Raw genomic sequence first — 13,305 nt, forward strand, 5'->3', positions numbered from 1 at the left:
GACAGCGTAGCCAGTCCCCGACCGGGTGCTAGTTGGTCCCGAGGTGGACGTGGTCCATATGGTTCGCGGTCGCGCCACCACGGTCGGCGAACTTGCGCCAGCCCTCGGAGGACCGCACCGGCGTCCAGATCCGCTGGTACCAGAGGATGTCGTAGAGATCGAGGGCACTGGCGTGCTGCAGCGCCCAGGCGGCGATCCGGTCGCCGAGCTCCTTGTCGCCGTAGACCATCACGTCGATCGCGTTGCCGGTGTTGTGCTCGACCCGACCGGCCATGCCGGCGTACTCGGAGACCTCGGGGAAGGCGTGGCACACCGAGCGGTAGAGCGTCACGGTCTGCGGCTTGAGCCCCCGCTCGATGCTCGAGTCGGCGCACGGAGCGGTCGAGATCCCCGGCGGCGGCTTCGTGGTCGAGAGGTACTCGGCGGTGACCCAGCCGGTGCGACCGGTCTCGGTGTTGGCGATGACCTGCACCCGGTCGGCCCGCTTGGCACCGGTCAGGACGACCGCCGAGGAGGCCGGGACCTCACCGATCTGCTTCGCATCCTCGCCAGCGCGGGCCCACAGGTTGAGCTCCGTCGTCGTCCAGCGGGTCTGCTCCGCCATGGTCTCGGCGGTACGTCGGCCCGCGGACCGGGAGAGCTTGACCTTGCGTCGGTCGGCCAGCGCCGCCGTGTCGACGGCAGCCTCGCCGGCGACCTCCGCGGCCGAGGCCTCGGTGGACGCACTGGCGCCCGCCTTCTCCAGCTGGATGCTCGGCGCGGGGGCCGCGACGAAGGTGCTCGGTCCGGCGACCGCGACACCCGCACCGACGGTGCCGAGGGTGAGCAGGGCGGCCGCGGAGAGGGCCAGCTGACCGGGTCGGAAGCGCGCTCGACGCGGCGCGCTGTGACGCGCTGCGTGACGAGGAGAGGCCGACATGGTCATCGACCCTAACCTCCGGAGACCAGGTCCTCCGAAATCTCGAGGCCGAGCCCGTCGGTGTCGTCGAGCCATCCGTCGGGGCACACGACCCGCTCGCGGGGTGCTCCCTGGCGGCCTCGCGGGGCACCCAGCTCGCCCACCGGGAAGGCCTCGTCGCGGTTGAGATCGGCGAGCAGGACGTCGAGGTCGGCGAGCGTGCGGACCAGCCCGAGCTGCTTGCGCATCTCTCCGCCGGCACTGAATCCCTTGAGGTACCAGGCGACGTGCTTGCGGAACTCCTTGCAGCCCCGCTCCTCGCCCATGTGGACGCTGAGCAGCTCCGCGTGGCGACGCATCATGTCGGCGACCTCGCCGAGCGTGGGCAGCGACCGCTCCCAGGACTCGGGGTCGGCGAAGGCCAGCGCGAGGTCGCGGAAGAGCCACGGACGACCGAGGCAGCCGCGGCCGATGACGACGCCGTCGACCCCGGTCTCGGCGACCATCCGCAGGGCGTCACTCGCCTCCCAGATGTCGCCGTTGCCGAGCACCGGGATGTTGGTGCTCGCCTTGAGCTCGGCGATCGCGTCCCAGTCGGCGGTGCCCGAGTAGGCCTGCACGACCGTGCGCCCGTGCAGGGCGATCCCGGCGACCCCGGCGTCGGCGGCGATCCGGCCGGCGTCCATGAACGTGAGGTGGTCGTCGTCGATGCCCTTGCGGGTCTTCATCGTCACCGGGACGCCGTACGGCTCCGCGGCGCGGACGGCGTGCTCGAGGATCGCGCCGAGCAGGTTGCGCTTCCAGGGCAGCACCCCGCCGCCACCCTTGCGGGTGACCTTGGGGACCGGGCAGCCGAAGTTGAGGTCGACGTGGGCGACGCCGTACTCCTCGCAGAGGATCTTGACCGCTCCCCCGACGTAGACCGGGTCGGTGCCGTAGAGCTGCACCGAGCGGACCGTCTCGGTCGGGTCGAAGCTGAGCATGTCGCGGGTGTGCTCGTCGCCCTCGACCAGGCCGCGCGAAGTGATCATCTCGCAGACGAAGAGACCGTCGGCGCCGACGGCCCGGGACTGCTCCAGGCACAGGGCCCGGTAGGCGGCGTTGGTGACCCCGGCCATCGGGGCCAGGACGACCGGCGTGGCGACCTCGAGCGCGCCGAAGCGCAGCGGGGCGCTCGGCGTCCCTGACTGTGCAGGCTGGGCGAGGTCGGTGAGAGTCACTGTCCTAGTGTCGCCGAGGCCGACGGCTCGGCCCCAATCGTCTGGATCGGCCCGCGCCACACGATCGGCTCGAACGCCGGCGACGGACGGAACGTCGCGCCGCTGAGCTGGCCGCCGTTGGGGACCAGGAAGACCATGCAGGCGGGGACGACCTGGCCCTGGGCGAACGGCTTGGGCAGGACGCTCGGCGTGCACGGCTTGAACGTCGCCGCGAACCGGCTGGGCTCGAGCAGCGTGTCGGCCGTGGTCTCGCCGTAGAGCGGGATCGGCTGACCCCCCAGGTCGGTCGGGCCGACGTTCGCGATCGAGACCTGGACGAAGTACGGCGCGTAGCCGGCGATGTCGTCGGCCACCTTCCAGTCCTTGAAGCTGGTCGCGAAGCTGGTGCTCTCGATCGCGTTGACGCTCAGCCGGAGTGCTCCGACCTGGGTCGCCCCAGCGGGCTGCCAGGCGACGGTGGCCGACTGGCCGAGCTCGAGCAGGCTGCCCGGCTCGGTGTAGTCCAGGCCCGTCGGGGCGCCGGTGGGATAGCCCGCCGGCACCTCGGGGACCGCCGACGCGGTCCCGGTCGGCTTCGGCGCGGCCTCCGACCCGCCGCCGCACCCGGCCAGGGCCAGCACGAGTGCCACCCCACCGAGCACCGCGCCGAGTCGTCGACCGCGCCTCACCATCGTCGTCAGGCTCCGAGGAGGCGAGCGCCGAGGTAGGCCGGGACCTGGTCCAGGGAGACCCGCTCCTGGCTCATCGTGTCGCGCTCGCGGATCGTGACCGCCTGGTCCTCGAGGGTGTCGAAGTCGACGGTGATGCAGAACGGCGTGCCGATCTCGTCCTGACGGCGGTAGCGCTTGCCGATGGACTGGGTGTCGTCGAAGTCGATGTTCCAGTTCTTGCGCAGCTCCTCGGCCAGGCCGCGGGCCTTCGGGGAGAGGTCCTCGTTGCGGCTCAGCGGCAGCACGGCCGCCTTGACCGGGGCCAGACGCGGGTCGAGCTTGAGCACGACGCGCTTGTCGACGCCGCCCTTCGCGTTCGGCGCCTCCTCCTCGGTGTAGGCGTCGACGAGGAAGGTCATCAGGCTGCGCGACAGACCGGCTGCCGGCTCGATCACGTACGGCGTGTAGCGCTCGTTGTTGGCCTGGTCGTAGTAGCTCAGGTCGGTGCCGGAGTGCTTCGAGTGCGTGGAGAGGTCGAAGTCGGTGCGGTTGGCGACACCCTCGAGCTCACCCCACTCGGAGCCCGCGAAGTTGAACCGGTACTCCACGTCGACCGTGCGCGTCGAGTAGTGCGAGAGCTTCTCGGGCAGGTGCTCGTAGAGGCGCAGGTTGTCGGGGTTGACGCCCAGGTCGACGTACCACTGCAGTCGGGTGTCGATCCAGTACTGGTGCCACTCCTTGTCCTCGCCCGGCTTGACGAAGAACTCCATCTCCATCTGCTCGAACTCGCGGGTGCGGAAGATGAAGTTGCCCGGCGTGATCTCGTTGCGGAACGACTTGCCGATCTGCGCGATGCCGAACGGGGGCTTCATCCGCTGGCTGGTCACGACGTTGGCGAAGTTGATGAAGATGCCCTGCGCGGTCTCGGGGCGCAGGTAGTGCAGCCCGGACTCGTCGTCGACGACACCGAGGTAGGTCTTGAGCAGGCCGGAGAACGCCTTCGGCTCGGTCCACTGGCCGCGGGTGCCGCAGTCGGGGCAGGGCACCTCGGCCATCGGGACGTCATCGGGGTTCGCGATGTTGTTCTTCTCCGCGTACCGCTCCTGCAGGTGGTCGGCGCGGTGACGCTTGTGGCACGACAGGCACTCGATCAGCGGGTCGCTGAAGGTGGCGACGTGGCCCGACGCCTCCCAGGTCTGGCGCGGCAGGATGACGCTGGAGTCCAGGCCGACGACGTCGTCGCGGCTGGTCACCATCGAGCGCCACCACTGGCGCTTGATGTTCTCCTTGAGCTCGACGCCGAGCGGGCCGTAGTCCCAGGCAGAGCGGGTTCCGCCGTAGATCTCGCCGCACGGGTAGACGAACCCACGCCGCTTGGCGAGGTTCACAACGGCGTCGACGGTCTTGCCGGGGGCGGGCGAGGTAGCCACGGGTCCTGCTTTCTGAGGGGAGCTTCGTACGTTGTGCAGTTTGCTGGTCGCTCAGCCTAGCGATCCGATCGGCCGCAGCAGCGTTCGCCACAGGTGATCCCTGGTTTGACAATCATTCTCAATGCGAACGAGAATCGTTCTCATGTTGAATCGGACCGCCGTCGCCGGCGCCTTCATCGCCGCGGCCGCCCTGCTGACCAGCGGGTGCGCCGCCTTCGACGACTCCGCCGACACGCTCGCCGGGAAGGACGGCACCGTCTCGGTGGTCACCGCGTTCTACCCGCTGCAGTTCGTCTCCGAGCGCGTCGGAGGCGACCACGTGACGGTGAAGAACCTGACCCGCCCCGGACAGGAACCGCACGACCTCGAGCTGACCCCGGCCCAGTCCGGCGAGGTCGCCCTCGCCCAGGTCGTGGTCTACGAGAAGGGCCTCCAGGCCGCCGTCGACGCCGCCGTCAAGCAGGCCAACGGCACCGTCGTCGAGGCGGGCGCGATCGCGGGGCTCGAGCCGATCGAGCACCACGGCCACGACGAGGTCGAGGCGGACGAGCACGGCGAAGCCGAGGAGGAGGGCCACGACGGTCACGACCATGGCGACCTCGACCCGCACTTCTGGCAGGACCCGCTCAAGCTGGCCAAGGTCGCCGACGCGGTGGCGTCCACGTTGGTCGAGGTCGACCCGGACCACGCCGACGAGTACCGGGCGAACGCCGCGGCACTGACCGCCGATCTGACCGCGCTCGACGCGTCGTACTCCTCGGGGCTGGCGCAGTGCGAGCGCGACACGATCGTGGTCTCGCACAACGCCTTCGGCTACCTCACCCGCTACGGCCTCGAGATCGCCCCGATCGCGGGCCTCTCGCCCGACGCCGAGCCGACCCCGGCCGACCTCGGTCGGCTGCAGGAGCTGATCGAGGCCGAGGGCATCACCACGGTCTTCGGTGAGACACTGGTCTCCCCCGCGCTGACCGAGACCCTCGCCCACGACATGGGGATCACCACGGCGATCCTCGACCCGATCGAGGGGCTGAGCGACGAGACCAGCGACGAGGACTACCTCTCCTTGATGGCGGCCAACCTGGTCGCCCTGAAGAAAGCGAACGGATGCGCATGAATCCCGTCTCCGTGCACGGCGTCGGCGTCACGATCGGCGGGCGTCCGATCCTGCGCGACATCGAGCTCGAGGTCACCCCAGGCGCGTTCGTCGCCCTGATGGGGGCCAACGGGTCCGGCAAGTCGACGCTGGTGCGCGCGATGGTGGGGCTGCGTCCGCTCGCCGCCGGACGGGTCGACCTGTTCGGCACTCCCCTGGGTGACTTCAAGGACTGGGGCCGGATCGGGTTCGTCCCGCAGCGCGCCGGCGCCTCCTCCGGCATCCCGTCGAGCGTCTGGGAGGTGGTGGCCTCGGGGCGCCTCACCCACCGGCGCCTGTTCAAGCCGCTCGGCCGGGCCGACCGCGCCGTCGTGCGCGACGCCCTGGAGGCGGTCGGTCTGGCCGACCGCGCCCACGACGGGGTCTCCAGCCTCTCGGGTGGCCAGCAGCAGCGCGTCCTGATCGCCCGAGCGCTGGCCGGCGAGCCCGAGGTGTTCTTCCTCGACGAACCCACGGCCGGTGTCGATCTGCCCAACCAGATCGCGCTCACCGAGACGCTCGGCCAGCTCAAGGACCGGGGCGCCACGCTGGTCCTCGTCGCTCACGAGCTCGGCCCGCTCGCCCGCCTCGTCGACCGCACCGTCGTGATGCGGGACGGACGGGTCGCGTACGACGGCCCGCCCCTGGACCACAGCCAGATCCACGGCACCGCCCTGGACGACCACGCCATGCACCACGACCTGCGACCGGCCGACGACCACCGGATCCACGTGGTCTCGCCGCTGCAGCGGGAGGACTCATGACCCCGGCCGACCTGTTCAGCCTCGGCTTCATGCAGCGGGCACTCATCGCTGCCGCCGTGACCGGTCTCTCCGCTCCCGTCGTCGGCACCTACCTGGTGCAGCGCCGGCTGGCGCTGATGGGTGACGGCCTCGGCCACGTCGCGGTCACCGGTGTCGCGATCGGCCTGCTGACGCACAGCTCCCCCACCTGGACCGCCGTCGTGGTCGCCATCCTCGGCGCGATCGCGATCGAGGTGATCCGGGGTCGTGGCCATGCCAACGGCGACGTCGCGCTCGCGCTGCTCTTCTACGGCGGTCTGGCCGGCGGCGTGCTGATCACCGGCCTGGCCGGTGAGTCCGGCAGCGAGCTGCAGCGCTACCTGTTCGGCTCGATCACCACGATCACCATCTCCGACGTGATCGCCACGATGGTGCTGGCCGCGACGATCCTCGTGATCGGCGGCGGCCTGGCGCCGCAGCTCTTCGCCGTCGCCCAGGACGAGGAGTTCGCCCGGGTCAGCGGTCTCAAGGTGCAGGCCTGGAACCTGCTCGTCGCCGTCCTGGCAGCGGTCAGCGTGACCGTCGCGATGCGGACCGTCGGCCTGCTCCTGGTGAGTGCGCTGATGGTGGTGCCGGTGGCGACCAGCCAGCAGTTCAGCGGCTCCTTCCGCACCACCCTGCTGGGCGCGATGGTGGTCGGCACCCTCGCCTCGGTTGGCGGACTGGTGATCTCGGCGTTCGCCTCGTTCAAGGCCGACGTCGCCCCCGGGCCGACGATCGTGATGCTGGCCCTCGCCTTCTTCGCGATCGCCTGGCCGATCGGGGCCTGGCTGCGTCGCCGGGAACGACTGCTCACGCCGTTCGACGTGATCGACGACGAGCTCGACTGCAGCGCCGAGGACCCGAGCGCCGGCCACGCGCACCTGCACCAGCACGGTCCCGACTGCGGACACCCGGCGATCGAGCACGGCGACCACGTCGACTACCTCCACCACGGGCACCGGCACGCCGTTCACGTCACCGAGAGCGGGGAGCCCCACTATGACGAGCACTGAGCCCCGCCGAGGCACCGAAGGCATCCAGCCCCGCGGCGCCGCGAGCGGCGGGCTGCGCCCGACCCGGCAGCGGCTCGCGGTCTCGGCGGCGCTGGGTGAGACGTCCGGTTTCCACTCGGCCCAGGAGATCCACGACCTGCTCGCCCAGCGGGGTGAGTCGGTCGGCCTGGCGACCGTCTACCGGACTCTCACGGCGTTGGCCGAGGCCGGCGAGATCGACATGATGCGCTCCGAGGACGGGGAGGCGATCTACCGGCGCTGCTCCGACTCGCACCACCACCACCTGGTCTGCCGCTCCTGCGGCCGCACGGTCGAGGTCGAGGGTCCGGCGGTCGAGCGCTGGACCAACGCCGTCGCCGCCGACCACGGCTTCACCGACGTCTCGCACACGCTCGAGCTCTTCGGCACCTGCACCGACTGTCGGTGAACCTGCGCGAAGTAACGCGCGAGGGCCGGTGAACTTGAGGAAAGTAACGCGGGACGCGTTACTTTCCTCAAGTTCACGCTTCGGCGCCGCCGTACCGGCGGTCGCGGCGGGCGTAGGTCTCGCACGCCGCCCAGAGGTGCCGGCGGTCGACGTCGGGCCAGAGCACGTCGGTGAACACCATCTCCGAGTACGCCGCCTGCCAGAGCATGAAGTTGCTCAGCCGCTGCTCCCCTGAGGTCCGCCAGATCAGGTCCGCGTCGGCGAGCTCGGGGACGTAGAGGTAGCGCTCGAAGACGGCCTCGTCGATCTTGTGCGCCTTCAGCTTCCCGGCCGCCACGTCGGCGGCGATCCGCTGGGTGGCGTCGACCAGCTCGGAGCGGCCGCCGTAGTTGACGCACATGGTCAGCGTGGCGACGGTGTTGTCCTTGGTCAGCTCCTCGGCGATCTGGAGCTCCTTGATCACCGACTTCCACAACCGCGGCGCGCGGCCGGCCCAGCGGACCCGGACACCGAGCTCGTGCATCTCGTCGCGCCGACGGCGGATCACGTCGCGGTTGAAGCCCATCAGGAAACGGACCTCCTCGGGGCTGCGCGACCAGTTCTCGGTGGAGAACGCGTAGGCGCTGATCGCCTTCACCCCGAGCTCGATCGCCCCTTCGACGACGTCGAAGAGCGAGGACTCCCCCTCGGTGTGGCCGGCCGTGCGCGGCAGCCCGCGCTCCTGGGCCCAGCGACCGTTGCCGTCCATGATGACGGCGACGTGCTGCGGGACCAGGTCAGCCGGGATCGGGGGCGGCGTGGCGCCCGACGGGTGCGGTGTCGGCCGACGGATCTGCCTCGGCTGCGGAGCCGGAGCCGGTTTCTTGCGCGCCATGAGCATCAACCTTAGAGGTCACCGCGGCCACCACCAGCACCCCGATCAGGGTCGTGGCCGGCATCGCCGCCAGCAGCCCGAGTCCGCCGGCCAGGGAGCGCACGATCTCCTCGGCGATCTCCTCGGCACCGAGCAGCGAGAAGATCGATCGGTCGTAGAGGCCGATGGCCAGCAGCAGTGTCAGCGCGGTGCCGACGTACGCGAAGGCGAGGGTGTAGATCGCCGAGGCGACGTGGTCGCGTCCGATCCGCATCGCGGAGCGGTAGAGCTCCCAGCGCGACATCTGCGGCGAGGCCTCGCGCAGCTCCCAGACCCCGGAGGCCTGGGTGATGGTGACGTCGTTGAGCGCACCGAGGCTGGCGATCACGGCGGCGGCCTTGAGCACGTTGTGCAGGTTGAGCGCCGGCAGCAGGGTCGACAACGTCGAGCCGCCGTCGTCGATCACGCCGTTGAGGTGGCTGGAGTCGATCGCCCAGTTGGCCGCGATCGCCGAGATCGCGATCCCGATCAGGGTGCCGGCCAGCGCGGTGCTGGTCCGGATCGAGACGCCGTGGGTGAGGTAGAGGACGAGGTACATGATCAGCGACGAGGCGACCACCGCCAGGGCCAGCGGCGGGCCGCCGGTGATCATCCCGGGCAGCAGGAACCACCAGATCACCCCTCCGGCGATCGCCAGGCTGACCAGGGCGAGCAGGCCACGCATCCGCGCCACCGCGATCGTCGCGGCCACGAAGACGAGGCCCAGCGCCCAGAGCGGGGTCTCGCGCTGGACGTCGTACCAGCTGTAGCTGACGTCGCTGCCCTCCCGGGCCGGCAGCCGGAGCAGCTCGACGCTGTCGCCCGGTTCGAGCCCAGCGTTGAGCACCTCCGGGGGTACGCCGACGGTCTGGCTGCTGCCGGCCTCGGGACCGTCGTCGAGAGTGACCACGAGGTTGCCGCAGGTCGGCGTGGTCGCGAGCGCCTCGGCACAGCGCGGCTGCACGTCGGTGACCGTCGCCTGGACGTAGGTCGACCCCTCGACGGCGAAGGTCAGGGTGCCGCGCAGCGACTCGGCCTTGGCGTGGTCGGGCCACCACCGGATCGCGCCGACGATGGTGGCGAGGCCGACCACCACCAGGATGCCGACGAGGATCAGCGCGCGGGTGCGCTCCACGGGGGCTGTTGCCCTCCGGCGCGCGTGGCTGTGGCTGTGGCCGTGCCCGTGGGCATGGCTGTGGGCGTGCCGGGTCATCGTTCGACGTAGGCCAGCGAGCGCAGACCGCGTTCGAGGTGCCAGGCCAGGTAGCTCGCCGCCAGCCCGCTCGCCTCGCGCAGGTGCCGGGGGTCGGCGGCCTCGACGACCGACCAGTTCCCGGCCAGCAGCGCCCCGAGGACGACCAGGGTCTCGAAGGAGACCGTCGCCGAGCCGGGGATCCGGCAGGTCGCGCACAGCGACCCGCCCAGCGACGGGTTGAACCAGCCGTGCGGGCCCTCGAGGCCGCACCGGGCGCAGCCGTCGAAGCTGGGCGCGTAGCCGGCGACCGCGAGGGAGCGCAGGAAGTAGGAGTCGAGGATCTGGCCGGGCGCGTGGTCGCCCGCCGCCAGGGCGCGCAGCCCGCCGACCAGGAGCAGGAACTGCTGCACGCTCGGCTCGCGCTCCTCCGAGACCAGCCGGTCGGCGGTCTCCAGCATCGCGGTGCCGACGGTGTAGGTCTCGTAGTCCAGCGCCAACGTGGCCTGGAACGGGGAGAGCGTCTCGGCCTGGGTGATCGTGTCCAGGTTCCGTCCCTGCGCCAGCTGGAGGTCGACGTGGGTGAACGGCTCGAGCCGGGAGCCGAACCGCGACGTCGTGCGCCGCACGCCCTTGGCCACGGCCCGGACCCGGCCGTGGGACCGGGTCAGGAGCGTGATGATGCGGTCCGCCTCACCCAGCTTGTGGGTGCGCAGGACGATCGCTTCGTCACGGTAGAGCACTGACCTATTGTGCGCCCTTGCCCCTGACCCGGCCCGCCGGACTCACCGGTCAGGCGTGCGGGATGGTGACGGCCTGCGCCCGGTTGGCGGCGCAGACCACCGCGCGGAGCGAGGCGGTGACGATGTTGGCGTGGATGCCGATGCCCCACACGATCTCGCCGCCGATCTCGCACTCGACGTAGGCGGCCGCCATCGCGTCGCCCCCGGCGGAGAGCGCGTGCTCGGCGTAGTCCAGGACCCGGATGTCGGCGCCGGCCTGGCGCATCCCGTCGACGAACGCCGCGACGGGGCCGTTGCCCTCGCCGACGAAGGTGCGCTCCTCGCCGCGGACCCGCATGTGGACCTCCTGCCGGTCCCCCTCGGGGCCGGTCACGGAGTTCCAGCTCTCCAGGCTGTAGGGCACGTCGCGCTCGAGGTACTCGGCGGAGAAGACCTTCCAGATCTGCTCGCCGGTGATCTCGCCGCCCTCGGAGTCGGTGTGCTCCTGGATCACCCGGGAGAACTCGATCTGCGCGCGGCGCGGCAGGTCCAGCGAGTGCTCGCTCTTGAGCAGGTAGGCCACGCCGCCCTTGCCGGACTGGCTGTTGACCCGGATCACGGCCTCGTAGGTGCGACCGACGTCTTTGGGATCGATGGGCAGGTACGGCGCCTCCCACGGGATCTCGGTGACCGGGACGCCCTGCTCCGCGGCGATCCGGTCCAGGTCCTCCAGACCCTTCTTGATCGCGTCCTGGTGGGAGCCGGAGAACGCGGTGTAGACCAGGTCCCCGGCGTACGGGTGGCGCGGGTGCACGTTGATGTTGGTGACGTACTCGACGGTGCGGCGGATCTCGTCGATGCCACCGCCGACGGCGAAGTCGATCTGCGGGTCGATGCCCTGGCTGAACAGGTTCATCCCGACCGTGACGAGGTCGACGTTGCCGGTGCGCTCGCCGTGGCCGAAGAGGCAGCCCTCGACCCGGTCGGCGCCGGCCATCAGGCCCAGCTCGGTGGCGGCCACGGCGGTGCCGCGGTCGTTGTGCGGGTGCAGGCTGATCGCGCTGTGCTCGCGGCGGGTCAGTCCCCGGCCGAAGTACTCGATCTGGTCGGCGTAGGTGTTCGGCGTCGACATCTCGACCGTGGCCGGCAGGTTGAGGATGATCTCGCGACCGGCCTCGGGCTGCCAGACGTCGGAGACGGCCTCGCAGACCTCGAGCGCGAAGTCGGTGTTGGTCTGGGTGAAGATCTCCGGGCTGTACTGGTAGCCGAAGCTCTCGGAGCCGACGAGCTCGGGCATGTACTGCTCGGCGTACTTCATCACCAGCTCGGTGCCGCGCACCGCGATCCCGATGCACTCCTCGGGGGTCACCTTGAACACGACCCGGCGGAACAGCTCCGCGGTGGCGTTGTAGAGGTGGATCGTCGCGCGGGGAGCACCGGCCAGCGACTCGGCGGTGCGCGAGATCAGGTCCTCGCGAGCCTGGGTGAGCACCGAGATCTGGACGTCGTCCGGGATCCGGTCCTCCTCGATCAGGCTGCGGACGAAGTCGAAGTCGGTCTGGCTGGCCGAGGGGAACCCGACCTCGATCTCCTTGTAACCCATCGCGACGAGGAGCTCGAACATGCGCAGCTTGCGCGCCGGCGTCATCGGGTCGATCAGGGCCTGGTTGCCGTCACGCAGGTCGGTGGAGAGCCAGCGCGGCGCCTTCGTGATCGGACGGTCGGGCCAGGTGCGGTCCGGCACGGTGACGGGCTCGAAGGCGGCGTACCGCCCGAACGGCATCGGGGAGGGCTTCTGCTGGTTGGTGGTGTTGCTCAGATTGGTCATGTCTTGTTCCTCAGCTGGGATCTGGTGTGCCGGGCGCACGCGACCTCCGCAGCGAGGGGGTCCGGCTCTCAGACCTCGCTACGGCAGCTAAGAAGGAGCTCAAGGCTCAGCAGCGTCACCATGACGGAAACCACCATACCCCGAGCCGGACCGCTCACGTCGAGCGGGACGCACGCGCGATCGCGAGCAGGTCACGGACCGGCCCGGCGGGCGGCGTGCGGGGGCCCGGCCAGACCGCGGTGAAGGGCAGGTCGAGCGACATCCCGGTGGTGCGGACCAGGACCAGCGTTCCCAGCGCGAGGTCGCGCTCGACCACGCGACGGGAGAGGAAGCCCGGCGCACCTCCCGCGCGGATGCTCGCCGCGACCGCCGCGTTGGTCGCCACCTCCGCCTCGGGGACGACGGGGGTGACCCCGGCCGCGGCGAAGGCCCGCTCCGTGACCGCCCGCCCGCCCGAGCCGGCGTCGCGCTGGGTGAGCGGGCGGGAGGCGAGGGTGCGCGGCCCGACGGAGCGCCGGGTCGCCCACGGGTCGTCGGGGGCGGCCACCAGCACCAGCTCGTCGTGCCCCACGACCGCTGAGTTGAGCCCGGCCGGGTGCGCCGGCCCCTCGATGAACCCGATCGCCGCCTCACCGGCGCGCACCGCGGCCAGCACCTGGTCGCTGTTGGAGGCCTGCAGCGAGACCGTCACCTGCTGGTGACGGCGCAACCGGACCAACCACCCGGGCACCAGGAACTCGGCCGTCGTCATCGAGGCCGCGACCCGCAGCACGTGCGACTGCGGAGCCCGCAGGGTCTCCAACGTCTCCTCCAGCTCGTCGGCCGCCTCCAGCAGCTCACGGGACCAGGCGACCACCAGGCGCCCCTGCTCGGTCAGCCGGGAGCCCCGCGCGTCGCGATCCAGCAACGGCACCCCGGTCCGGGTCTCGAGGGCGCGCAGCCGCTCCGAGGCCGACTGCTGACTGATGCCGGCCGTCCGACCGGCAGCACCGATGCTGCCGAGTCGGGCGACGTCGGCCAGCAGGCGGAGGGACTCCAGATCCATGTCGCCACCCTAGCCACAGGGTTTGCCTGTGACCTCACAGGAGAGTGCCTCTACTGACGTCGGTCCCTCCC

The 13,305-nt window shown here is 70.9% G+C and carries 13 protein-coding genes; 4 read left to right on the plus strand and 9 right to left on the minus strand.

Features of this window, described 5'->3' with window-relative positions; translation table 11 throughout:
* Positions 1-28: 28 nt before the first annotated feature.
* The 4 genes from ACZ5J1_RS09660 to ACZ5J1_RS09675 all read right to left on the minus strand — a co-directional run bounded on the left by ACZ5J1_RS09660 (position 29) and on the right by ACZ5J1_RS09675 (position 4,198).
* On the minus strand, positions 29-919 hold the full coding sequence (locus tag ACZ5J1_RS09660) for an SH3 domain-containing protein (protein WP_464558160.1): 891 nt from the start codon (positions 917-919) through the stop codon (positions 29-31).
* Positions 920-930: 11 nt separating this feature from the next.
* Positions 931-2,016, minus strand: a complete 1,086-nt coding sequence (gene dusB, locus ACZ5J1_RS09665; protein ID WP_464564760.1) for a tRNA dihydrouridine synthase DusB — start codon at positions 2,014-2,016, stop codon at positions 931-933.
* A 98-nt stretch (positions 2,017-2,114) separates the two neighbouring features.
* Entirely contained in the window at positions 2,115-2,789 is a 675-nt protein-coding gene (locus tag ACZ5J1_RS09670; RefSeq protein ID WP_464558162.1) for a hypothetical protein, read from the minus strand.
* Positions 2,790-2,794: 5 nt separating this feature from the next.
* Positions 2,795-4,198 (minus strand): glycine--tRNA ligase, encoded by a 1,404-nt coding sequence (locus ACZ5J1_RS09675; protein ID WP_464558164.1) that lies wholly within the window; start codon positions 4,196-4,198, stop codon positions 2,795-2,797.
* A 142-nt stretch (positions 4,199-4,340) separates the two neighbouring features.
* Between ACZ5J1_RS09675 and ACZ5J1_RS09680 the strand changes: the two genes are divergently transcribed.
* From ACZ5J1_RS09680 to ACZ5J1_RS09695, 4 genes are read left to right on the plus strand one after another with little or no spacing between them, the layout of a single operon-like run.
* On the plus strand, positions 4,341-5,312 hold the full coding sequence (locus ACZ5J1_RS09680) for a metal ABC transporter substrate-binding protein (protein ID WP_464558166.1): 972 nt from the start codon (positions 4,341-4,343) through the stop codon (positions 5,310-5,312).
* Positions 5,309-6,094, plus strand: coding sequence for a metal ABC transporter ATP-binding protein (locus tag ACZ5J1_RS09685; RefSeq protein WP_464558168.1), 786 nt, complete (start codon positions 5,309-5,311; stop codon positions 6,092-6,094). The genes ACZ5J1_RS09680 and ACZ5J1_RS09685 overlap by 4 nt, the downstream gene beginning before the upstream one ends.
* On the plus strand, positions 6,091-7,128 hold the full coding sequence (locus tag ACZ5J1_RS09690) for a metal ABC transporter permease (protein ID WP_464558170.1): 1,038 nt from the start codon (positions 6,091-6,093) through the stop codon (positions 7,126-7,128). Before ACZ5J1_RS09685 ends, ACZ5J1_RS09690 begins: the two co-directional genes overlap by 4 nt.
* Positions 7,115-7,555, plus strand: a complete 441-nt coding sequence (locus tag ACZ5J1_RS09695) for a Fur family transcriptional regulator (protein ID WP_464558172.1) — start codon at positions 7,115-7,117, stop codon at positions 7,553-7,555. Before ACZ5J1_RS09690 ends, ACZ5J1_RS09695 begins: the two co-directional genes overlap by 14 nt.
* 73 nt (positions 7,556-7,628) lie before the next feature.
* Here the strand turns inward: ACZ5J1_RS09695 and ACZ5J1_RS09700 are convergent, their stop codons facing one another.
* The 5 genes from ACZ5J1_RS09700 to ACZ5J1_RS09720 form a co-directional block, all read right to left on the minus strand.
* Positions 7,629-8,429: an isoprenyl transferase gene (locus ACZ5J1_RS09700; RefSeq protein WP_464558174.1), complete on the minus strand. Its 801-nt coding sequence runs from the start codon at positions 8,427-8,429 to the stop codon at positions 7,629-7,631.
* Positions 8,332-9,582, minus strand: coding sequence for a YibE/F family protein (locus tag ACZ5J1_RS09705; protein ID WP_464558176.1), 1,251 nt, complete (start codon positions 9,580-9,582; stop codon positions 8,332-8,334). Before ACZ5J1_RS09705 ends, ACZ5J1_RS09700 begins: the two co-directional genes overlap by 98 nt.
* A 74-nt stretch (positions 9,583-9,656) precedes the next feature.
* Positions 9,657-10,382, minus strand: coding sequence for a DNA repair protein RecO (recO, locus tag ACZ5J1_RS09710; RefSeq protein ID WP_464558178.1), 726 nt, complete (start codon positions 10,380-10,382; stop codon positions 9,657-9,659).
* A 49-nt stretch (positions 10,383-10,431) separates the two neighbouring features.
* On the minus strand, positions 10,432-12,189 hold the full coding sequence (gene leuA, locus ACZ5J1_RS09715) for a 2-isopropylmalate synthase (protein WP_464558180.1): 1,758 nt from the start codon (positions 12,187-12,189) through the stop codon (positions 10,432-10,434).
* A gap of 154 nt (positions 12,190-12,343) precedes the next feature.
* Entirely contained in the window at positions 12,344-13,234 is an 891-nt protein-coding gene (locus ACZ5J1_RS09720; protein WP_464558182.1) for a LysR family transcriptional regulator, read from the minus strand.
* Positions 13,235-13,305 lie beyond the last annotated feature (71 nt).

This window comes from Nocardioides sp. JCM 18999 (assembly GCF_055391175.1).

Bases quoted from the DNA above. Each gene is read 5' to 3' on its own strand.
- ACZ5J1_RS09660 (WP_464558160.1), bottom strand. From the start codon at position 919: ATGTCGGCCTCTCCTCGTCACGCAGCGCGTCACAGCGCGCCGCGTCGA.
- dusB (WP_464564760.1), bottom strand. From the start codon at position 2,016: ATGGCCGGGGTCACCAACGCCGCCTACCGGGCCCTGTGCCTGGAGCAG.
- ACZ5J1_RS09670 (WP_464558162.1), bottom strand. From the start codon at position 2,789: ATGGTGAGGCGCGGTCGACGACTCGGCGCGGTGCTCGGTGGGGTGGCA.
- ACZ5J1_RS09680 (WP_464558166.1), top strand. From the start codon at position 4,341: ATGTTGAATCGGACCGCCGTCGCCGGCGCCTTCATCGCCGCGGCCGCC.
- ACZ5J1_RS09685 (WP_464558168.1), top strand. From the start codon at position 5,309: ATGAATCCCGTCTCCGTGCACGGCGTCGGCGTCACGATCGGCGGGCGT.
- ACZ5J1_RS09690 (WP_464558170.1), top strand. From the start codon at position 6,091: ATGACCCCGGCCGACCTGTTCAGCCTCGGCTTCATGCAGCGGGCACTC.
- ACZ5J1_RS09695 (WP_464558172.1), top strand. From the start codon at position 7,115: ATGACGAGCACTGAGCCCCGCCGAGGCACCGAAGGCATCCAGCCCCGC.
- ACZ5J1_RS09700 (WP_464558174.1), bottom strand. From the start codon at position 8,429: ATGGCGCGCAAGAAACCGGCTCCGGCTCCGCAGCCGAGGCAGATCCGT.
- leuA (WP_464558180.1), bottom strand. From the start codon at position 12,189: ATGACCAATCTGAGCAACACCACCAACCAGCAGAAGCCCTCCCCGATG.
- ACZ5J1_RS09720 (WP_464558182.1), bottom strand. From the start codon at position 13,234: ATGGATCTGGAGTCCCTCCGCCTGCTGGCCGACGTCGCCCGACTCGGC.